17 protein-coding genes are annotated in these 21,914 nt (G+C 57.9%); 13 read left to right on the forward strand and 4 right to left on the reverse strand.

The features are described 5' to 3' along the window. Window positions 1–54: 54 nt before the first annotated feature. Window positions 55–921, forward strand: a complete 867-nt coding sequence (locus D1841_RS02890) for a stage 0 sporulation family protein (RefSeq protein ID WP_160641897.1) — start codon at window positions 55–57, stop codon at window positions 919–921. Window positions 922–1,200: 279 nt separating this feature from the next. On the opposite strand, the gene D1841_RS02895 is transcribed toward D1841_RS02890, so the two are convergent. After that, window positions 1,201–1,491 carry an RNA polymerase sigma factor gene (locus D1841_RS02895; protein WP_160641898.1) on the reverse strand — a complete coding sequence of 97 codons (291 nt, stop codon included), beginning with the start codon at window positions 1,489–1,491 and terminating at the stop codon, window positions 1,201–1,203. Between the two features lie 307 nt (window positions 1,492–1,798). Here D1841_RS02895 and D1841_RS02900 point away from each other — a divergent pair, with 307 nt between their 5' ends. The 12 genes from D1841_RS02900 to alr all read left to right on the forward strand — a co-directional run bounded on the left by D1841_RS02900 (window position 1,799) and on the right by alr (window position 20,444). After that, window positions 1,799–2,776: an asparaginase gene (locus tag D1841_RS02900; protein WP_160641899.1), complete on the forward strand. Its 978-nt coding sequence runs from the start codon at window positions 1,799–1,801 to the stop codon at window positions 2,774–2,776. A gap of 498 nt (window positions 2,777–3,274) precedes the next feature. Next, complete coding sequence (locus tag D1841_RS02905) at window positions 3,275–5,344, forward strand: ribonuclease J (RefSeq protein WP_371721338.1); 2,070 nt, start codon at window positions 3,275–3,277, stop codon at window positions 5,342–5,344. A 423-nt stretch (window positions 5,345–5,767) separates the two neighbouring features. Beyond that, entirely contained in the window at window positions 5,768–7,741 is a 1,974-nt protein-coding gene (locus D1841_RS02910) for a DHH family phosphoesterase (RefSeq protein ID WP_371721340.1), read from the forward strand. A 38-nt stretch (window positions 7,742–7,779) separates the two neighbouring features. After that, entirely contained in the window at window positions 7,780–8,028 is a 249-nt protein-coding gene (locus D1841_RS02915; protein ID WP_160641900.1) for a hypothetical protein, read from the forward strand. 16 nt (window positions 8,029–8,044) lie between these two features. Next, complete coding sequence (gene rplI, locus D1841_RS02920) at window positions 8,045–8,494, forward strand: 50S ribosomal protein L9 (protein ID WP_160641901.1); 450 nt, start codon at window positions 8,045–8,047, stop codon at window positions 8,492–8,494. Between the two features lie 433 nt (window positions 8,495–8,927). Further along, window positions 8,928–10,307, forward strand: coding sequence for a replicative DNA helicase (gene dnaB / locus D1841_RS02925; protein WP_160641928.1), 1,380 nt, complete (start codon window positions 8,928–8,930; stop codon window positions 10,305–10,307). After that, window positions 10,300–11,652, forward strand: a complete 1,353-nt coding sequence (gene tilS, locus D1841_RS02930) for a tRNA lysidine(34) synthetase TilS (protein ID WP_160641902.1) — start codon at window positions 10,300–10,302, stop codon at window positions 11,650–11,652. Before dnaB ends, tilS begins: the two co-directional genes overlap by 8 nt. A 39-nt stretch (window positions 11,653–11,691) precedes the next feature. Beyond that, window positions 11,692–12,228 carry a hypoxanthine phosphoribosyltransferase gene (hpt, locus tag D1841_RS02935; RefSeq protein WP_160641929.1) on the forward strand — a complete coding sequence of 179 codons (537 nt, stop codon included), beginning with the start codon at window positions 11,692–11,694 and terminating at the stop codon, window positions 12,226–12,228. A 93-nt stretch (window positions 12,229–12,321) separates the two neighbouring features. Further along, the gene (ftsH, locus tag D1841_RS02940; RefSeq protein WP_201751201.1) at window positions 12,322–14,268 is read left to right on the forward strand and encodes an ATP-dependent zinc metalloprotease FtsH; all 1,947 of its coding nucleotides are present in this window, start codon (window positions 12,322–12,324) and stop codon (window positions 14,266–14,268) included. A 250-nt stretch (window positions 14,269–14,518) separates the two neighbouring features. Continuing rightward, entirely contained in the window at window positions 14,519–16,504 is a 1,986-nt protein-coding gene (locus D1841_RS02945) for a type IIA DNA topoisomerase subunit B (protein ID WP_160641904.1), read from the forward strand. 255 nt (window positions 16,505–16,759) lie between these two features. Continuing rightward, window positions 16,760–18,991: a DNA topoisomerase (ATP-hydrolyzing) subunit A gene (locus tag D1841_RS02950; protein WP_160641905.1), complete on the forward strand. Its 2,232-nt coding sequence runs from the start codon at window positions 16,760–16,762 to the stop codon at window positions 18,989–18,991. Between the two features lie 265 nt (window positions 18,992–19,256). Next, window positions 19,257–20,444 carry an alanine racemase gene (alr, locus tag D1841_RS02955; protein WP_160641906.1) on the forward strand — a complete coding sequence of 396 codons (1,188 nt, stop codon included), beginning with the start codon at window positions 19,257–19,259 and terminating at the stop codon, window positions 20,442–20,444. 73 nt (window positions 20,445–20,517) lie between these two features. On the opposite strand, the gene D1841_RS02960 is transcribed toward alr, so the two are convergent. The 3 genes from D1841_RS02960 to D1841_RS02970 are packed head-to-tail and all read right to left on the reverse strand — an operon-like array spanning window position 20,518 to window position 21,829. Further along, window positions 20,518–20,886 (reverse strand): DUF2442 domain-containing protein, encoded by a 369-nt coding sequence (locus D1841_RS02960; RefSeq protein ID WP_160641907.1) that lies wholly within the window; start codon window positions 20,884–20,886, stop codon window positions 20,518–20,520. Window positions 20,887–20,898: 12 nt separating this feature from the next. After that, complete coding sequence (locus D1841_RS02965) at window positions 20,899–21,159, reverse strand: DUF4160 domain-containing protein (protein ID WP_160641908.1); 261 nt, start codon at window positions 21,157–21,159, stop codon at window positions 20,899–20,901. A 25-nt stretch (window positions 21,160–21,184) separates the two neighbouring features. Beyond that, window positions 21,185–21,829: a hypothetical protein gene (locus tag D1841_RS02970; protein ID WP_160641909.1), complete on the reverse strand. Its 645-nt coding sequence runs from the start codon at window positions 21,827–21,829 to the stop codon at window positions 21,185–21,187. Window positions 21,830–21,914 lie beyond the last annotated feature (85 nt).

Consider the following 21,914-nt stretch of genomic DNA (forward strand, 5'->3'; position numbering starts at 1 on the left):
TTGGGGCGGGGCATATTAGGAGGGCTTTGGCCCTTTGGAAAGGGGAAGCTGTGTATGGCCGAGGTAATCGGGGTACGCTTTAAAAATACAGGCAAGGTATATTATTTTGACCCAGGCCAGGAGCGCCTGGAAAAGGGCGACATGGCCATTGTGGAGACAGCCCGGGGCGTGGAGTGCGGCGAGGTTGCCATGGGGAACCGGGAAATCAGCGACGAATCCATTGTGCAGCCCTTGCGCCAGATGGTGCGCAAGGCCACCCGGGAGGACATCCAGCGGGTGATGGAGAACCGGAAAAAGGAGAAGTCTGCCTTTAAGGCATGCGAAAGGCGCATTGCCAGCCGGGGGCTGGAGATGAAGCTGGTGGACGTGGAATACACCTTTGACAACAGCAAAATCCTGTTCTATTTTACCGCCGACGGGCGGGTGGATTTCCGGGAGCTGGTGAAGGATTTGGCGGGGATGTTCCACACCCGCATTGAACTGCGGCAGATTGGCGTGCGGGACGAGGCCAAAATGCTGGGGGGCATGGGGATCTGTGGCAGGCCCTTCTGCTGCGGCTCCTTTTTAGGCGGCTTCCAGCCTGTTTCCATTAAAATGGCAAAGGAACAGGGCCTGTCCCTGAACCCGGTGAAGATTTCCGGCACCTGCGGGCGGCTGATGTGCTGCCTGAAATATGAGCAGGAGGCCTACCAGGATCTGCTGCGCACCACCCCCAAGGTGAATGCTTTGGTGTCCACCCCGGACGGCAAGGGCGTTGTGATAGACACGAACCTGCTGACCCGGAAGCTCACTGTGCGGCTGGACAAGGATCCGGACGCGGCGCCCAAGGTGTTCCACGCCGACCAGGTGAAGGTGCTGCGGGACGGCAGGGTGAAGGTGGACAAAAAGGAGATTGAGGAGCTGAAGGATCTGGAAAACTGAGGCTGGCCTCCGGCGGGGAAGGGGACTTCTTCTCGCCTGTCGGCTCGGTCGGTTGCTGCGCCCCACCGGGGCACAGCAACTCCTAAGAACCCTGAAGCGACGCTAACGCGCAGCGTTTGCGTTTGCCCACATTTTGAAAAAGTGGACAAAACTTTTGATTTATTGAAACTGTACTATATTGATTCTTCTCAAATAAATGCTTCTTTGAAGATTTCATAATGATATTGCGACCCATGTACCCGGCTGGCCTGCGGGCGCATGGGCCGTTTTTCGGGATTTTCAAGTGCGTTTGCTATAGGACAGGGCGCGGCCCAGGCGCTTTTTGGACTTTTGCAAATGCCTGCACACTGTGGCCTTGCCGATGCCCAGGGCTTTGCCCGTTTCCTCCATGGTCATGCCTTGGAAAAAATACAGTTCCACGCACTGCCGCTGCCGGGGGGTCAGCTCCTGCCGGACAGCCAGCCGCAGCAGCCGGAGGGCGGCTTCCGGGGGCGGGCTGTCCTGGGGGAGGCCGCCGCCCTCTGTCAAAAAAAACTGGGCCTTTTCCCAGGGGATACGCTTTGTTTCCATGGCAGGATCTCCTTTCAAACAGATGTTCTGTTTTCAGTATAGCAGATGAAAGGGGAAAGCGCAAGAGGGTCTGGAACAAAAATTCGGGTTTGAGGTTTCTTCTGGGCAGACAGGCAAAATGCAGGATGGCACAAAAAATCCTGCAAAACAGGTTGTGAACAAATTGTGAATAATGGTAAAATCGGTCGATTTTTTGGAAAAAGAGGGGCGTTTTGTAAACGAATTGTCATCTCTGTAACCTATTGTAACTTTTAGGAAATGACTGCCCCGCACCATACTATATAATAATATGGGGAAAGGCGCAAGTATGAAAAAGCTTTTGCTGATTGCCACAGGGGGCACTATCGCCTCCACAAAAACAGAAGGGGGGCTGGCACCGGGCCTGCCGCCAGAGGAGCTGCTGGGCCGGGTGCCGGACGCCAGGACGTTCTGCCAGGTGGACGCGGTTCAGCCCATGAACCTTGACAGCACCAATATCGCTCCCAGCCATTGGCTGGAGCTGGCGGGGGTGGTGGAAGAAAACTATCACCGCTACGACGGGTTTGTAATTTGCCACGGCACCGACACCCTGGCATACTCCGGCGCGGCTTTGTCCTACCTCATCCAGGGCACCCGCAAGCCCATTGTGCTCACCGGCGCCCAGAAGCCCATTGACCGGGAGGATACCGACGCCAGGCAGAACCTGCTGGACAGCCTGCGGTTTGCAAGCTGCGGGGACAGCGGGGTGTGCATTGTCTTTGGGGGCCATGTGATTGCCGGGACGCGGGCCAGGAAAACCAGGACAAAAAGCTATAACGCTTTTTCCAGCATCAATTTTCCCGATTTGGCGGAGATACGGGACAGCCGGGTGGTGCGCTTTTTGCCCTGCGGGGAGACGGGGAAGCCTGTGTTTACAAAGAAGCTGAATGACCGGGTGGCCCTGCTGAAGCTGATTCCCGGCCTTTCTCCAGAGGCTTTTTCCGCCCTGGGGGCCTGGTGCGACGGGCTGATTATCGAAAGCTATGGGGTGGGGGGCATTCCGGACGCGTACCTCCAGCAGCTTGACATGCTGGTGAAAGCGGGCAAGACGGTGGTGCTGGCCACCCAGGTGCCCCAAGAGGGCAGCGACCTTTCTGTGTATCAGGTGGGGCACAGGGTGAAGGAGCGCTACCGCCTGCTGGAGCCTTATGACATGACGCTGGAATCCACGGTGACAAAGCTGATGTGGGTGCTGGGCCAGACCGCCGACCCGGAGGAGGCGCGCCGGCTGTTTTACACCCCGGTGAATTATGATCTGCTGTTTTAGGGTTTGTCCCGCATAAAACCCGGGGGAGCCGCCTATGCTGTATTGCAGAGGGCAGGGCGCTTGACAGGAAGGCCCGGGATAGGGTACAATAAGAATAGTGGCAGGATTTCCCTGCATGGAAACGGCATGACTGCGGCTGCTGCCGCATGTGTATAGATACGGAAAACGTGAAGGATGGCCCCGGGCGGGGCGATCAGGTGAAAAGGCGGCTTTTCGGCCCGCTTCTGTCCCTGCTTGCAGGCAGGGAGGGCAGGCCCCGGTTTTGTGCTTCCTTTTTTATGCGCGCGAGAGGTTTTTGCGCCGACATCCTTCCGTGCATCCGCAGACGCAAAGGGCGGAAAGATACTGAAAAGCCCTGTTACGGTAAGCGTATTTCCAGGGCAGGCTGGCGTAACAGCCGGCGCGGTACGCAAAGGGGCGGAAAACCCCTTTGGAACCGGCGGCAAAGCCGCTTGCTGATGAGAAACCGCTTGAGCATGATAATTAGGAGGAAAAGAAGTGGCAGAAAACGGAAAAAAGAATAACAGGCCCCTGCCCAAGGCGGAGAAGGCTTCGGGCGGGACGGGGGAAACGCCCCGCATTGGAAAGATAGCAGGCCCCAGAAGGCCCCAGCAGCAGGAGGGGCAGAAAAACTGGTGGCCCGGCAGGGGGCGGCAGAAGGCGGATCAGCGGAAAACAGAAGCACGATCCAAAGGGGAAGCCAGGCCGAAGGGAGAGGCCCGGCCGAAAAACGACCCGCGGCCCAAGAACGAAGCCAGGCCCAAGGGCGAGGCCCGGGGCAAGGCAAAGCGGCCCTCCATTGGCAGCGCGCCTATTGCCCTCTCGCAGCAGCAGGGGGCGGCAAAAGCTTTCCCGCCTCCCCAGCAGAACAAGCGGGGAAGCCGGAACGGGCGGGGCAGGCGCTCCCAGAAGCCTGCCATCCGGGCATACTTTTTGGGCGGGCTGAACGAGATTGGCAAGAACTTCACCCTTTACGAGTGCCAGGAGGACATGTTCATTGTGGACTGCGGGCTTTCTTTCCCGGACGAGGAAATGCTGGGCATTGACATGGTGATTCCGGACTTCACCTTTGTGGAGAAGAACCGGGACAAAATCCGGGGCGTGGTGATTACCCACGGGCACGAGGATCACATTGGCGCGGTGCCCTACCTGCTGAAAAAGTTGAACGTCCCCGTATACGGCACGGCGCTTACCATCGGGCTGATTGAGGGGAAGCTGAAGGAGCATGGGCTGACTGGCTCTGCCCAGCTTCACGTGACCCCGGCAGGCTCCCATATTCCCATGGGCTGTATGCGGGTGGAGCTGATACACGTGAACCACTCCATTGCCGACGCGGTGGCCCTGGCTATCCACAGCCCGGCGGGGGTGCTGGTGCATACAGGGGACTTTAAGATTGACTTTACCCCTGCCGAGGGGGCTATGATCGATTTGGCCCGGTTCGCGGAGCTGGGAAAGGAAGGGGTGCTGGCCCTGCTGGCAGACTCTACCAACGCTGAGCGCCCGGGGTATACCCAGACAGAGCAGACGGTGAACAACTCCCTGGATTCCCTGTTCATGCGGGCCGAGGGCAAGCGGATTATTGTGGCCACATTTGCCTCCTCCATCAGCCGGGTGCAGATGATTATCAACTGCGCGGTGAAATATGGCAGGAAGGTGGCCCTTTCCGGCCGCAGCATGATAAACGTCATTGGCATTGCCAGCGAGCTGGGGTATCTGGACGTGCCTGCCGGGGTGCTGATTGACATCAGCATGATAAACCGCTATGAGGCGGGGCAGATTGTACTGATTACCACAGGCAGCCAGGGGGAGCCGATGTCGGCTTTAACCCGCATGGCTTTTTCCGACCACAGGCAGGTTTCCATTAACCCCAATGACTTTATTATCCTGTCGGCCCGGCCCATCCCCGGCAACGAAAAGACTGTGGGCACAGTGGTGGACGAACTGTTAAAGCAGGGCTGCACGGTGATTTATGAGACAATGTATGAGGTGCATGTTTCAGGCCACGCCTGCCAGGAAGAACTGAAGATGATGCAGGCCCTGACAAAGCCGAAATTTTTCATCCCCGTCCATGGGGAGCAAAAGCACCTGCAGAAGCACGCGGGGCTGGCGGTTTCCATGGGTATGCCCAAGGAAAATATCTTTATCGGCAACATCGGCAACGCTTTGGAAATCCACGAGGACTACATGCGGCAGATTGGGGACGTGCCTGCCGGGGACGTGATGGTGGACGGCCTGGGCGTGGGCGATGTGGGCAGCATTGTGCTGCGGGACCGGAAGCACCTGGCGGAGGACGGCCTGATTGTGGCGGTGTGCTCCCTGGAGGCGGAGACGGGCCATGTGGCCGCGGGGCCGGACATTGTCTCCAGAGGCTTTGTGTATGTGCGGGAATCGGAAGCCATGATGGAGGAGGCCCGCAAGTTGGTGGAGCGGGTGCTGGAGGACTGCGCCGACCGCCATGTGCGGGACTGGGGCACCCTCAAGCAGAACGTGAAGGATGAGCTTTCCCGGTATGTGTACCGCAAGACCCAGCGCAGCCCCATGATCCTGCCCATTTTGATGGAGGTATAGCAACGTAACGTTGCATCTGTGACGCGGGGACGTTCGCAGCGCATTCGCTGCTCACTGCTAGGTGTAGGCCATTCGCCGCGAAAAGAGTTTTCGCGGCTTACACGAGCCAGCGCGTTTTATGCAAAGCTGCCGTTGGTTTTAGCCTCCGGCGGCTTAAGAAACTTTTTTGTAAAAACGTTTCTTAAGAATCTTCAAAAAACTTTGTGTTTGGGTGCGGGACTGTGCCCGCCCGCCGACGGGCGGGCAATTCGGGGAGCCAATGTATACAGCACACAGTTTTTAAGAAAACAGGAAGGTTAGTTTTTGGATCAAACCTTTTTTCAAAAAGGTTTGCAGGGGGTGGGACGGAGTCCCACGGTCTTGTGCGGCGAGAGCCTGGAAGCCCCCAAAGCTTGAGGGCCATCTGAAGGAGGGCGGAGGAAGGTGCGGAGGAAAAAAGTTTGGGTTATATCGCCGCTGTTCTACCTGATGGCGGCGGCTATGGGGGTGATGGCGTTTTTAAGCCTGCCCCACAGCAGGGTGCTGTTTATCATTGAGGGTACAGCGGCGGCGGTTTCCGTTTTGGCGGTGGCCGTTTCCGACTATCTGTACCGCCGGAACATCACCACAACGGTGCGCAGCGTGAAGCGAGTGCTGTCTGCCGAGGAGGAGCGGGCTTTCCAGGAATTTGCCCTGCCTGTGGCTGTGGTGGCCCCGGCGGGGGATATCGTGTGGGCAAACGCCGCCTTTGTGCAGTCCCTCTGCCGGGGCGGGGCCTACCAGGGGGAGAATGTTTTAAAGTATATCTACCCCAAGACCTTCCGGCAGGTGATGGGGGAACGGGGCGCGGCTGTGGCCTACCGGGGCCGGGAGTATACGGTGTATGGCGCAAGGGCGGAGGAAGGGTATCTTCTGTACTTTGTGGACGACACCTATTTTAAGGCTGTGAACAAGGAATACCGGGAGAAACGGCCGGTGGTGTGCCTTGCCGCCTTTGACAACCGGGATGAGCTTATCCGGGACAGCCTAGGGGACGAGGAGTCCCGCATTACCGCCGGGGTGGAGTCTGCCCTGCGCGTGTGGGTTTCCGGGGAGATGGGCGGCTTTATCCGGCGCCTGAGCAACGGGCGGTATCTGTTTTTAACCGACGACGCCCACATCGAGGAGGCGAAAAAGAAGCGCTTCCGGGTGCTGGACGAGGTGCGGGAAGTGAAAAACAGCAAGAACAATATGAGCGCCACGGTTTCCATCGGCGTGGGCCGGGGGGCCTCTGACATTGCCCAAAGCGAGCGCTGGGCAAGGCAGGCCCTGGACATGGCTTTGGGCCGGGGCGGCGACCAGGTGGCAGTGCGTTCGGAGGGCGATACATACGAGTTCTTCGGCGGGCTGTCAAAGGGCGTGGAGAAGCGGGACAAGGTGCGCACCAGGGTGATTGCCGCCACGCTGACGGATCATGTGCGGGCCAGCGACAAGGTGTTTGTCATGGGCCACAAGAATTCTGATTTGGACAGCGTGGGCGCGGCTGTGGGCATGTGGGCCGTTATCAGAAAAGGCCTGGAGAAGCCGGTGCATATTGTCATTGACAGGGCGCGCACTCTGGCGGCCCCGGTGGCAGACATGGTGGCGGACGCTTACCCGGAGGAGGATGTGTTTATCAGCCCCCTGGAAGCCCTGCAGTCGGTTACGGACAAGTCGCTGCTGATTGTGGTGGACACCCATTCCGTAAACTTTGTGGAGAGCCACGAGCTTTTGCAGCGGGCCATGCGGGTGGTGGTGATTGACCATCACAGGATGATGGTTTCCCACATTAAAAACGCGCTGATTTTCTACCACGAGCCTTATGCCAGCTCTGCCTCGGAGATGGTGACGGAGCTGGTGCAGTATATCAAAGGTTCCGCCATTGACGGGGTGGACGCGGAGGCGCTTTTATCCGGCATTATGCTGGACACCAAGAACTTTGTGCTGAAAACCGGCGTGCGTACCTTTGAAGCCTCCGCTTACCTGCGCAGGCGGGGGGCGGACACAGTGGCAGTGAAAAAGCTGTTTTCCAGCACCCTGGACAACTACAAGCAGAAGGCCCAGCTTGTGTCCGGGGCGGAGATTTACATGGGCTGCGCCATTGCCACCTCCACCTGGGAATATGAAGATTTGCGGGTGGCGGCGGCCCAGGCCGCAGACGAGCTTTTGACCATCTTAGGGGTGCGGGCTTCCTTTGTGCTGTACAAGGTGGGGTCGGACGTGAGCATTTCCGCCCGGAGCCTGGGGGATGTGAACGTGCAGCTTATTTTAGAGGAATTCGGCGGCGGCGGGCACTTGACCATGGCCGGGGCGCAGATTAAAAATATCAGTATGCAGGACGCCAAGCGTTCCCTGCTGCGGGCGCTGGATCAGAAGCTTTCAGAAGTAAGCCAAGCGTGACGGAAGCGTGACGAAACGCTTTGCGGAGCAATGCGTTTTTGCACCCTAAGACGCGGGACGCTGTGTTTTCCGGGCATTTCCGGGGCCGGGCGGTGGTTTCTGCCCTGCGGGAATTGACGGCAGGGGAATTTTGCGGTATGATGAAAGAAGCGCGGCTGTGCCCGGAGAGGCCCCTGCCCGCCCGGGCGCAGCCAGGGCGGGCAGGCCGGAAGCCGGGGCCTGGGGGCGAAGCCCCCAGAGGCAGGGGCAAAGGCGCGGGGTTGCCGGGACGCGGTTTAGAGACATAGGAGGGAGAGACAGAAGATGAAGGTAGTTTTATTGCAGGACGTGAAGTCCATTGGGAAGAAGGGCGAGCTTTGCAATGTGTCTGACGGGTATGCCAGGAATTTCCTGCTGCCCCGGAAGCTTGCCAAGGAGGCAAACGCCCAGGCTATGAACGAGCTGAAGAACGCGGAAGCTGCCAAGGAGTATAAAATCAAGACGGAGACAGAGCAGGCAAAGAAGAACGCGGATGCCATAAAAGGCAAGACCGTTAAAATCTATGCCAAGGCAGGCCAGGGCGGGAAGATTTTCGGTTCCGTCACAGCCAGGGAGATTGCCCAGGAGATTGGCAGGCAGCTTCATGTGGAGGTGGACAAAAAGAAGATTGTGCTGGAGGGCGACATCAAAGCCTTTGGTACGTATAACTTCGATGTGAAGTTTTATAACGGCATTTCCGCCACCATGAGCGTCGCCGTCTGCGAGGCAACGTGACGTTGCATCCGAGACGCGGGGACGCGCGCGACGCATACGCTGCGCGCTGGTTTGCGGAATGAGTTCGCTGCGTTACGTTGTACCGCGCTTAATGGGATGCCGCGTGCTTTGGGTTGCTCCCGGCAAGCGTGACGCTTGACCTGAGATGCGGGGAACGTGAGAGGAGAGTTTTTCAGGCGGGCCGTCGCGCACCCTGGGTGATTCCGGAGACGGCGTGTAGAAAAAGATTTACAGGGTGGGAACCGGGCGGAAATGGCTGCGGTTCCCGCTGTGCATGGTACGGCGGTTTTGGGATGGATGTTCCTGATGGGAATTGGCTGTACCCAAAGGACAGGGAAATAAATGAAGATAGTGAAATTAGTTTTAGGGTCAACCCCTTTTTTAAAAGGGGTTGTAGGGTGTGGGGCAAAGCCCCGCGACCTTGGAGGGGCGCATGGATTTTGAGACGGGATATCTGGACACACAGGCCCAGCCGGGGCTGCGGGTGCCCTTTAGCCTGGAGGCGGAGCAGAGCGTTTTAGGGGCGGTGCTGCTGGATTCCTCCTGCCTGCCGACAGTGGCGGAGATTCTGCCCAGGGCGGAGTTTTTCTACGGGGAGACGAACCGGCAGATTTATGAAACTGTGCTGGAGATGTTTACCTTAGGCCAGCCGGTGGACTTTGTGACGGTGCTGGAAAAGCTTCACGAATATGAGGGGTTCGACGAGGATACGGGGAAGGTGTATCTGGCGCAGCTTGTGCAGATTGTGCCCTCTATCAGCAACGTGGAGGCATACGCCAAAATTGTGCGGGACAAGTTCGACGTGCGCACCCTGATGCAGGCGGCAAGGCGGATTCTGGACGACGCCAGCGAAGGGGCGGAGGAGTCCTCCATTTTGCTGGACGCCGCCGAGCAGCGTATTTTCGACATCCGCCAGGGGAAAAGCACCATCGGGCTTCAGCCTGTGCGGGAAATCCTTTTAGACACCTTTGACAGGCTTGACCAGCTTAATTCCGCGGACAAGGACAAATATAAGGGGCTGCCCACAGGCATTGGGGAGCTGGACACCGTGATTACCGGGCTGAACCGCTCGGATCTGATTATTCTGGCGGCAAGGCCCGGCATGGGCAAAACCAGCTTTGGCCTGAACATCTCCCGGCATATCTCTGTGGCGGCAGGGCGGCGGGTGGCCTTCTTTTCCCTGGAAATGGGCAAGGAACAGCTTGCGGCCCGGCTGCTTTCCTCAGAGGCCCGGGTGGAGGGCAGCAAGCTGCGCACAGGGGAGCTGACAAACGAGGAATGGGCCAGGCTCATTGAGGCCGGGGACATTTTGAGCAAAGCAAACCTCTATTTTGACGACGCTCCCGGTATTACGGTGCCGGAGATGAAAGCCAAGGTGCGGCGGCTGAAAGATGTGGACATTATTATTGTGGACTATCTGCAGCTTATGAACAGCCCCAAGCGGATTGACAACCGGGTGCAGGAGATTTCAGAGATTACCAGAAGCTTAAAGCTGATGGCAAAGGATTTGAACATCCCGGTGGTGGCTATGGCGCAGCTTTCCCGGGCCAACACCCAGCGGGCCGACAAGACCCCCATGCTGTCGGATCTGCGGGACTCCGGCTCTATTGAACAGGACGCGGACATTGTGCTTTTGTTCCACAGGGAAAACTATTACCAGACCGGCATGGATGTGCCGGACGAGAACGCGGACCAGAATGAGTGCCAGATTATTGTGGCGAAAAACCGCCACGGGGAGACGAAAACCATCCTCACCCACTGGCAGGGCGAATTTATGCGCTTTACGGCCCGGGAGGTTATCCGGCATGAATAAGGCGGAAACATCCTTGCGGCAGGCCGACCCGGCCCTGCTGCCCTTACAGGGCCGGGTGGTGGCGGGCTTTTCCGGGGGGGCGGACTCTACGGCCCTGGCCCACTGGCTTTTGGGGCGGGTGGGGCGGGAGCGCCTGCTTTTAGCCCATGTGAACCACGGCCTGCGGGGGGCGGAAAGCGACGGGGACGAAGCCTTTGCCCGGGACTTTGCCCGGGAGATGGGGGTGGAAATCCGGGTTTTGCAGGCGGATGTGGGGAAGCTTGCCCGGGAAAGGGGCCTGGGGCTGGAGGAATGCGGCCGCCAGGTTCGGTATGCTTTTTTTGATTCCCTGGCACCAGGGGCGCAGGACTGCATCTGCACCGCCCACACAGCGGACGACAACGCGGAAACATTGCTTTTGCACCTGTGCCGGGGGACTTCCCTCGCCGGGCTGTGCGGCATACCCAAAAGGCGGGGGAAGGTTATCCGGCCCCTTTTGGGAGTGAGCCGCCGGGAGGTGGAGGCGTACTGCGAAAGGCATGGCCTAAGCTTTGTGACGGACAGCAGCAACCTCTCACTGGACTATGCCCGCAACCGGGTGCGGCGCCAGGCGGTGCCTGTTTTGAAGGAGCTGAACCCCCGGTTCCTGGAGGCCTGCGGCAGGGCCATGGAGCAGCTTTCCCTGGACAGGGATTTTCTGGAGGGGGAGGCCGCAAAGCTTTTGGAGGAAGCCAGAAGGCCTTTTGGGCTGTGCTGCGAGGCTTTGCTTTGCGCCCATGAGAGCCTGAGAAGCCGGGCGCTGCGGCAGTATCTCACAGCGGCAGGGTGCCATGACCTGGAGGAAAAGCATGTGGCCCTGGCGGAAAAGCTGCTTGCCTGTGCCGGGGGGCTTTCCCTGCCCGGGGGCGTGCAGGCTGTTAGCGGGCTGGGGCTTTTTTTTGCGGGGGATTTGGCAGGGACGGAGGGCTTTTCCCTGCCCGCGGGACTGGGGAAAACCCCGCTGCCCGGGGGGAAAGGGCTGGTTCTCACAAAAATTTCCGGCGAAAACAGCCAAAACAGCGGAAAAATTCAAAATTTGTTATTCAAAAACGGGCTGGACTATGCTACAATATACCCTAAAGGCCAGGCCGGGCAGCTTTTCGTGCGCACCAGAAAGCCGGGGGACAGGTTTTCCCCCAGGGGCCGGGGGCTTTCCAAGCCCTTGAAGCAGGTGCTGCGGGAAAAGGGCGTGCCGCCCTGGGCCAGGGACAGGGTTCTTTTGCTGGAGCTTTCCGGGCAGATCGTGTTCTGCGAGGGCATAGGCCCGGCGGAGGGCTTTGGTGCAGAAAGAGGAAAAGACGCGCTGATGGTTGCTGTTAAGGCGTGACGGGAAAAGGGGAGAGGGAAAATGAAGGAAAGACTGGAAATGCTGGAGGATATTGAGGACGTATTGTTTACCGAGCGGCAGATCGCCGTGATGGTGGAGCGCATCGGCCAGGAGATCAGCCGGGACTATAAGGGCAAAAACCTTTTGCTGATAAGCGTTTTAAAAGGCTCTGTGGTGTTCATGGCGGATTTGATGCGGTCGATTTCCATCCCGGCCCGCATTGACTTTATGGCAGTGTCCAGCTATGGCTCCGGCGTGAAAACCTCTGGGGTGGTAAAAATTAACATGGATTTGAACTTGCCCTTGGAGGGGTATGATATTGTTGTGGTGGAGGACATTCTGGACAGCGGCAAAACCCTGCACTACCTGATGGAACTGCTGGAAGGCCGGAACCCCAACAGCATCCGGGTATGCACCCTCTTCGACAAGCCCGACCGCCGGGAGGTGGACGTGCAGGCAAGCTATGTGGGTTCGGTGATACCCGACGCCTTTATTGTGGGCTACGGGCTGGATTACGCGGAAAAATACCGCAACCTGCCTTTTGTGGGGGTTTTAAAACCCCAGGTGTACGAATAAGGCAGGGGGCATATTATATAGAAACATTTGCAATGAAAGTTTAGTAACTTAGGAGGACGAGCTTTGGACGGTAACAAGAGAAGGCTGCGCAACATGCTGCTGTACGCGGGGATTCCGGTGGTGGTACTCTTTATCATCTTCTTCCTGTTCAGAAACAGCGGGAGCCAGCAGGAAACCTACAAGTATTCCGACATTCTGGATCTCTTTGAGAGGGGGCAGGTGGCGGAGTACCAGTTGAACCTGGGTACTGGGGAGATGCTTTTGACCCTGGAGGGAAACAACCCCACCAAGGTGGGCTTTGCTTTGCCCAGCGTGGATTTGTTCTACCGGGACGCCAGCGACGACATTGCCGCCTATAACGCGGCCCACCCGGACAAGAAGATGGTGCAGGACATTATCCGCCCGGCGGAAACAAGCTGGCTGATAAGCCTTCTGCCCACCCTGCTCTTGTTCGGCGCGCTGATTTTCTTCTGGGTGTTCATGATGCGGCACCTGGGGGGCATGGGCGGCGGCGACAAGCAGATGAACTTCGGCAAGGCCAAGGTCAAGCAGATGAGCGACGAGAAGCGCAAGACCACCTTTGCCGACGTGGCCGGGGCCGACGAGGAAAAGGAAGAGCTTAGGGAAATTGTGGAGTTTTTGAAGAACCCTGCAAAGTATAACACCCTGGGGGCGCGGATCCCCAAGGGCGTGCTGCTGGTTGGCCCTCCGGGCACAGGCAAAACCCTGCTGGCCCGGGCGGTGGCAGGGGAGGCAGGGGTTCCCTTCTTCTCCATTTCCGGCTCTGATTTTGTGGAGATGTTCGTGGGCGTGGGCGCTTCCCGCGTCCGGGATCTGTTTGACAAGGCCAAGAAGAACCGGCCCTGCATTATCTTCATTGACGAGATTGACGCGGTAGGTCGCCAGCGGGGCGCGGGCCTGGGCGGCGGTCATGACGAGCGGGAGCAGACTTTGAACCAGCTTCTGGTGGAGATGGACGGCTTCGGCGCCAACGAAGGCGTGATTATGATTGCCGCCACCAACCGCCCGGACATCCTGGATCCGGCCCTGATGCGGCCGGGCCGCTTTGACCGGCAGGTGATGGTAGGCTCTCCGGACATTAAGGGCCGGGAGGAGATTTTGCGGGTACACGCCAAGGGCAAGCCTTTGGCCCCGGACGTGGTGCTTTCCACCATTGCCAAGTCTACCGCTGGCTTTACAGGGGCTGATTTGGAGAACCTGTTAAATGAAGCGGCCCTCCTTTCCGCCAGGAAGAACCGCAAGGCCATTACCATGGAGGAGATTGAGGAGGCCACCATCAAGGTGGTGGTGGGCACAGAGAAAAAGAGCCGGGTGATGACGGAGAAGGAAAAGAAGCTGACCGCCTATCATGAGGCAGGCCACGCCATTGCTTCCTACTACTGCAAGACTCAGGATCCTGTACACCAGATTTCCATTATCCCCCGAGGCATGGCAGGGGGCTATACCATGCACCTGCCTACAGAGGACAGATCGTATAAGAGCCGCAACGAAATGTTGGAAGAGCTGATTGTCCTTCTGGGCGGCCGGGTGGCGGAAGCCCTGGTGCTGGACGACATTTCCACCGGGGCGTCTAACGACATTGAGCGGGCCACCAAGATTGTGCGGGCCATGGTAACAAAGTATGGCATGAGCGACAAGCTTGGGCCTATCACCTATGGCCAGGACGGCTCTAACCCCTTCCTGGGCAAGGAAATGGGCCATGTGAGCAATTATTCCGAGCAGACCGCTTCGGAGATAGACGGGGAGATCCAGCGGATTATTTCCACTGCTTACCAGCAGACAGAGGAAATCCTCAAGGAGCATATGGATGAGCTGCACAGGCTGGCAGGCGTGCTGTTTGAGCAGGAAAAGCTGGACGCGGAAGCGTTTTTGGAGGTTATGTCCGGAAACCTGCTGCCCGGCGGCTCTGCCGAGCCTGCCTTGGAGGAGCCGGAGGAAGAGCCTGAGGCCCTGCCTGCCCCTGATGGGGAAGGCGGCGGGGAGGAAGGGCAAGACCTCGAACCTGGGCAGGGGGAATAATTTCCCCTGCACCCCCAACGTGCTGCCTGCTTTTAGGTTGCCTGCTGGGCCTATGGCAGAAGGACAGGCGGGCTTTGGAAATTCCAGATTTTTTTAGGGTCAAGCCCTTTTGAAAAAGGGCTTGTGGGGTGTGGGGCGAAGCCCCGCCGGCCCGGACGGAACACCCTGAAAATAGCGGTAGGAAAACGACCTGTTGCAGAGCTTCTGGCTTTGCAGCAGGCTTTTCTTGCGGGACAGGAGGTTTACTGGCATGGCGAAAAAACCAGCCTATGGCAACGACAGCATACAGAGCCTGAAGGGGGCCGACCGGGTGCGGCTGCGCCCCGCGGTGATTTTCGGCTCGGACGGCATTGACGGGTGCCAGCACTCGGTGTTTGAAATCCTCTCCAACGCCATTGACGAGGCCCGGCAGGGCTATGGCTCGGAGATTACGGTTACCCGGTTTCTGGACTATGGGGTGCAGATTGAGGATCATGGCCGGGGCATCCCGGTGGATTATAACAAAAAAGAAGAGAAATATAACTGGGAGCTGGTGTTCTGCGAGCTGTATGCCGGGGGAAAATATAACAACAACGACGACGGGGGGAACTATGACTTTTCTTTGGGGCTAAACGGCCTGGGGCTGTGCGCCACCCAGTATGCCTCGGAATATATGGACGCGGATATCCGCTATGACGGCTTCCGCTATACCCTTCACTTTGAGAAGGGCGAGAATGTGGGGGGCCTGCAGAAGGAGCCTTACAAGAAGAAGGACACAGGATCCATTATCAGATGGAAGCCGGATCTGCAGGTGTTTACGGACATTAACATTTCCGCCGACTATTATAGGGACATTTTAAAGCGGCAGGCTGTTGTGAACGCCGGGGTTACCTTCCATTTCCGCAATGAGACGGCCCCTGGGGTGTTTGAGGAGACGGATTTCTGCTATGAAAACGGCATTTTGGATCATGCCCGGGAGCTGCTGGGAGACAACGGCCTGACCCAGGTGCAGCTTTGGCAGAGCGAGAAAAAGGTGCGGGACAGGGAGGACATGCCCCTGTACAACACGAAGATCAACGTGGCGGCGGCCTTTTCCAACCAGGTGCATGTGACGGAATATTACCACAACTCAAGCTGGCTGGAGCATGGGGGCGTGCCGGACAAGGCGGTGCGCAACGCTTTTGTGTACCAGATTGACGCTTATTTGAAGCAGAACGGCAAGTATAACAAAAGCGAGGGGAAGATTACCTATCAGGACGTGGAGGACTGCCTGGTGATTGTGATTTCCTCCTTCTCCACCCAGACCTCCTATGAGAACCAGACCAAGAAGGCCATTACCAACAAGGGCATCCAGGAGGCTATGGTGGAGATGCTGCGGCACAATCTGGAGGTTTATTTCATTGAGAACCCCCTGGACGCGGAGAAGATTTGCAGCCAGGTGCTGATTAACAAGCGCAGCCGGGAGGACGCGGAAAAGACCAGGCTGAACATCAAGAGCAAGCTGACCGGCAAGATGGACATTACCGGGCGGGTGGCGAAGTTTGTGGACTGCCGCTCGAAGGACGTGCATGAGCGGGAGCTTTTCATTGTGGAGGGCGACTCGGCCTTAGGCTCTGTGAAGCAGGCCAGGGACTCCAACTTTCAGGCCATTATGCCTATCAGGGGGAAAATCCTCAACTGCCTGAAGGCAGACTATGACAGGATTTTTAAAAGCGAGATTATTACAGACCTGATTAAGGTGCTGGGCTGCGGGGTGCAGGTGAAATCCAAGGCCAACAAGAACCTGGGGGTGTTCGACATGGACAGCCTGCGGTGGTCCAAGGTGATTATCTGCACGGACGCGGATGTGGACGGCTTCCAGATCCGCACCCTGGTGCTGACCATGCTCTACAGGCTGACCCCGGCGCTGATTGAGGCGGGGAAGGTGTATATTGTGGAGTCGCCCCTATATGAGATTACCGCCAAGGACGAGACGTATTTTGCCTATGACGAGCAGGAGAAGGCACAGTTTTTGAAGAAGCTGGAGGGGAAAAAGGTGGTTATCCAGCGCAGCAAGGGCCTGGGCGAGAACGAGCCGGACATGATGAGCCTGACCACCATGAACCCCGCAACCCGGCGGCTGATTAAGGTGAACCCCGGGGAGGCGGCCTATACGGCCCAGATGTTTGACATGCTGCTGGGCAATGATTTGGACGGGCGCAAGGAGTATATTGAGCGGCACGGGGCGGAGTATTTGGATGATTTGGATGTGAGCTGAAGCGCCGCCCGCAAACGCGGGGACGAAGCCCACGCCTGCGCGGCCTTGGGCCGCGGCAGCGGCGGTTCCGGAGGAACCGCCGGTTTGCGGGCGGGGCTGGAGGCGCGCTGGGGGGTTCAATATATGGCGCCAGCCCCAGAAAGGTTTTTGAAGATTTTTTAGGAAAGTTGCCAAAGGCAATCTTTTGAACTTCTTTCCTTAAAAAAGTTTCTTAAAGCGGGTTTGGGCGGCAGCCCAACCCAAAGGAGGAAGAAGATGGCAGGAAAGAGAGAGAAAAAGCAGCCTAAAGCGCCGAAGGCAAAGGGGTATATTGCCGGGGCGGGGGAGATTGTGGAGCAGGACGTGGGGGAAACCCTGCGGAAAAACTTTATGCCCTACGCCATGAGCGTGATTTTAAGCCGGGCCATCCCGGAGATTGACGGGTTTAAGCCCTCCCACCGGAAGATTTTATACACCATGTATAAGATGGGGCTTTTGGGGCCGGGCCGGAAAAAAAGCGCCACCATTGTGGGCGAGGTGATGAAGCTGAACCCCCACGGGGACACCGCCATTTACGACACCATGGTGCGGCTTTCCCGGGGCTATGAAGCGCTTTTGCACCCCTTTGTGGACTCCAAGGGAAACTTTGGCAAGTTTTATTCCCGGGACATGGCCTGGGCCGCCCCCCGGTATACAGAGGCAAGGTTGGACGATGTGAGCCGCGAGCTTTTCAAGGACATTGACCGGGACACTGTGGATTTTGTGGACAACTATGACAGCACCATGCAGGAGCCTGTGCTGCTGCCTGTGGGGTTCCCCACAGTGCTGGTGAACGCCAACACAGGCATTGCTGTGGGCATGGCCAGCAACATCTGCCCCTTTAACCTTACGGAGGTGTGCAAAACCGCCATTGCCCTGCTGCGGGATCCCCAGGCGGACTTGTTTGAAACCCTGCAGGCCCCGGATTTCCCCGGGGGCGGGCTGCTGGTGTTTGACAAGGCCCAGATGGAGAAAATCTATGAGACGGGCCGGGGCAGCTTTAAGGTGCGCAGCCGCTATGCCTATGACAAGGGGCAGAACTGCATTGACGTGACCCAGATTCCCCCCACCGCCACCATTGAGGTGATTGTGGAGAAGGTGGTGGAATTGGTGAAGCAGGGGAAGCTCAAGGAGATTGGGGACATCCGGGACGAAAGCGACCTGGAGGGTTTGAAGATTACCATAGACCTGAAAAGGGGGACGGATCCGGACAAGCTGATGGCAAAGCTTTACAAGATGACAGCCCTGGAGGACAGCTTTGCCTGCAACTTTAACGTGTTGATTGCCGGCGCCCCCAGGGTGCTGGGGGTGCGCGCCCTTTTGGAGGAATGGACAGCCTTCCGGGTGGAATGCGTGCGCAGGCGCACCCACTTTGACCTGCGGAAGAAAAAGGAAAAGCTGCACCTGCTTTTGGGATTGCAGGCCATTTTGCTGGACATTGACAAGGCCATCCGAATTGTGCGGGAGACGGAGGAGGAGGCCGAGGTGGTGCCCAACCTGATGATAGGCTTTGGCATTGACCAGATGCAGGCGGAATATGTGGCGGAAATCCGTCTGCGCCACCTGAACCGGGAATATATTTTAAAGCGCACAGAGGAAACCAGCCAGCTTGAAAAGGACATTCAGGAGCTGGAAGGGATTTTAGGCTCGAAAACCAAGGTGAGGAACATTATCATCGCGGAACTGACGGAAATCGCCAAAAAATATGGCAAGCCCCGGCGCACCATGCTGCTGTACGCAGACGAGGTGGAGGAGGCGGAAATTTCCGAGGAAATACCCGATTACCCGGTACACCTGTTTTTCACCCAGGAGGGGTATTTCAAGAAGATTACGCCCCAATCTTTGCGCATGAGCGGGGAGCAGAAGCTGAAGGAGGGGGACGCTATTGCCCGGCAGGTGGAGTCAAGCAACGCCGCGGAGCTGCTGTTCTTCTCTGACAAGGCCCAGGTGTATAAGCTGCGGGCCTCTGACTTCGACGACACCAAGGCCAGCGTCCTGGGGGATTACATTCCGGCAAAGGCCCAGATGGACGAGGGGGAGCGCACTGCCGCCATGGTGGTGACAAAGGATTACAGCGGCTTTGTGCTGTTTGTGTTTGAAAACGGCAAGGCCGCCAAGGTGGAGCTTTCCGCCTATCAGACCAAGACAAACCGCAGGAAGCTTTTAAACGCTTACTCGGATAAGTCCCCGCTGGTGTGCGCGCTGTATCTTCCGGAGGACAGGGAGGTGCTGATGACCGCCTCTTCCGGCAGGATGCTTTTGTTCCACACCGGGCTTATTGCTTCCAAGACCACCAAGAACACCCAGGGCGTCCAGGCCATGAACCTGAAAAAGGGCCAGCGGGTGCTTTCCTGCGCCCCCTTTGCGGAGGGGGATTTGCAGAACCCCGGCCGCTACCGGAAAAAGCTGCCTGCTTTGGGGGCGCTGCCCGACGGGGAGGAAACCGGCGGGGAGCAGCTTAGCATGTAAGGCCTTGGGGCTTTGCCCCAAACCCCACAAACCTTTTTAAAAAAAGGTTTGATCCAAAAACTAACGTGCAAAATGGCGTGGACGGCGTGGGACTCGGTGATGAGGTTTGTCTCATTACATTCCAGGGCGGCTATTCAAAGAGAGCGCCCAAAAGATATCCATAAGATATAGTATAAAAAATTAGTTTTAGGCTCAAGCCCTTTTTCAAAAGGGCTTGCAAGGTTCGGAACGGAGTTCCGAGGTCTTAGGAGGGCGGTTGAAGGCTATGAAGGAGATACTCAGGCGGACGTGGGCGGAGATTGATTTGGACGCGCTGGCGGCGGATTTCCAGGCAGTGCGGGCCTGCGCCGGGGAAGGCGCCCAGCTTTGCTGCGTGATTAAGGCCGACGCTTACGGACACGGGGCGGTGCGCATGGCCCGGGAGTTTGAAGCCCTGGGGGCGGACTGGTTTGCCGTTTCCAACATGGAGGAGGCTTTGCAGCTTCGCAACAGCGGGATTAAAAAGCCGGTGCTGGTGCTGGGGTTCACCCCGGCGGAGGAGGCCGGGGCCTTGGCCCGGTTTGACATTTCCCAGTGCGTGTTCTCCCTGGACTATGCCAGGGAGCTGTCGCTGTATGCCCAGCGGGCCGGGGCTGTGGTGAAAATCCATATTAAGGTGGATACAGGCATGGGGCGGCTGGGGTTCTGCTATCAGGATTTTCAGCGGGACAGCGGCGCTGTGGCGGAGATTAAAGAGGCCTGCACCCTGCCGGGGCTGTATCCCCAGGGAGCCTTCACCCACTTTGCCTCTGCCGACGAGGGGGCGGGAGGCGATGCCTTTACCATGCGGCAGTTTGGCTGCTTTAAGGAGCTGCTGGAAGCCCTTCTGCGGGAGGGGGTTTCCTTTGATCTGCGCCACTGCGCCAACTCCGGGGCTGTTTTGGACTATCCCCTTTCCCATTTGGACATGGTGCGGGCAGGGGTGATTCTCTATGGCTTGTACCCCTCCGGGGAGGTGCGCAGGCGGCCTGCCCTTAAGCCGGTGCTGTCTTTGCGGTCGGTGGTGTCCCATGTGAAAACCGTGTATCCTGGGGCCACTGTCAGCTACGGCAGGGACTTTACGGCGGACAGGGAGCTGCGGGCCGCCACCATCCCTGTGGGCTATGCCGACGGCTATCCCAGGCTTTTGTCCCCCGGCGGGGCGCAGGTGCTCATTCGCGGCGTGCGGTGCCCCATTATCGGGCGGATCTGCATGGATCAGATGGTGGCGGATGTTTCCGCCCTGCCCTCTGTGAAGCCCGGGGACATTGTCACCCTTATTGGGCGGGACGGGGACGGCGCCGTGACGGCTGAGGACCTGGCCGCATGGGAGGGCACTATCAATTACGAGGTGGTGTGCGCCCTGTCCAAGCGGGTGCCCCGGGTGTACATAAAGGGCGGGAAGATTGACAGCGTGTATAACCAGCTTGTGTAGAAGCTTGTTGAAGCGCAAAACCCCCGGCAGCCGGAAGGCTGCCGGGGGCAGTTGTTTTGTGGGGATGTTCTCTTCAGATGGGCTGGCTGTCCATGTAGCAGGCATCCGGGCATAACTCCACCTTGTTTGACCATACCTTTTCACTGTCAATTTCCGGGTTGATATCCCAGGCGATGCAGTGCTCGCTATCCACATAGACCTTCTTGAACCGTTCCAGATCCAGGAATGGGGCAAAGACAGTTCCAGGCTTTAAAAAAGGCTTGCAGTCCAGAAGGCGGGTTTCCTGGCTGTCAAAGGATATGGTGAGGGAAAAATCATCGTTGGCCTTGACTGCGGCAATGCGTTTCCGCCCACTGGCAAAGTATTCTGCGCTTCGGCGGTCAAAACCTCTATCCAGGTATTCTTCTACCCTTTTGGAAAAAGCAGCGTCAGTATGCGCCATAAAAGCACCTCCTCAGCGTAAAGGCTCAATGGGGAACAGTTCCTGCTGCTTTTCTGCCAGAAGCCAGTTTTCCATCAGTTCTTCCTGGTGGAACGCGGCCCAGCCCAGCAGCATTTTTAACTGCTTGTTTGGAAGCCCGCCCTCTATAGCTTCTAAATCCCGAATGGAGACGATGACCTCCTGTCCGCCATAGGTGGCATGGAAGTGGGGAGGCTGGTGTTCCCGCCAATTGATATAGATTTTAATGCCTCGGAACATGCAGATTGTGGGCATAGAATTCCTCCTTTTTGGGGTTGCCTTAACTATATGTACCCATAAGCAGTTCTACCAGGTGGACGGCGCTGCCGCCGGTGGCCTCGATGCCCCGGGTGCAGCGGTTGCAGGTGGTGACGGTGAGAGGGCAGGTGTACTTTTCGCGCTGCTCTTTCATCAGGGGGATTTGGGCTTCCTCTGGGATTTGCCACAGGGGGATGCCTGGATATTTTGCCAGCAGGGCAATGTTTTCCGCCTTCTTCGGCTCAAAGTGCAGGTTGCCGCAATAGACAGATTTTTCCCGGTTTTCCGCCATTTCCACAATTTGCACGCCCATTTTCTGGAGCAGGCTCCGGGCTGCGTCCGCGATTTCCGGGTGCTCCCTGTCCCGCCAGCAATCCTGGACGTTTACGGTGAGGGCGCTGTAATCGGGGAAGGGAAAGTCTGGCAGGGCGTCCAGATATACGAACAGGTTCTGGACGGAGGGGCGGTTTGTTTCCCGGGCCTCCAGGGTTTCCCGGCAGGCCTGGCAGAAATAGACGGCAATAGTTTCCTCTGTCACCGGGGTTTTGTCCACCCGGCAGCAGCCCGCCGCGGGCATGGTTTTTGTAAGATAGGCCCGCAGGCGCTTGGCGGCTTCAGGGCTGGCTTTGGTGAAGTTGCAGCTTGGGAAATAGATGAGGTTTGGCATGGAGCGCCTCCTTGTATGGATGGTGGGGGGAGGGGCCGGACCGCCGTGCCCCTGGCATGGCGGCGGCGCGGCAGCGCCGGAGGGC

It is taken from the genome of Neglectibacter sp. X4 (genome assembly GCF_009917365.1).
Lineage (GTDB): Bacteria > Bacillota > Clostridia > Oscillospirales > Acutalibacteraceae > Acutalibacter.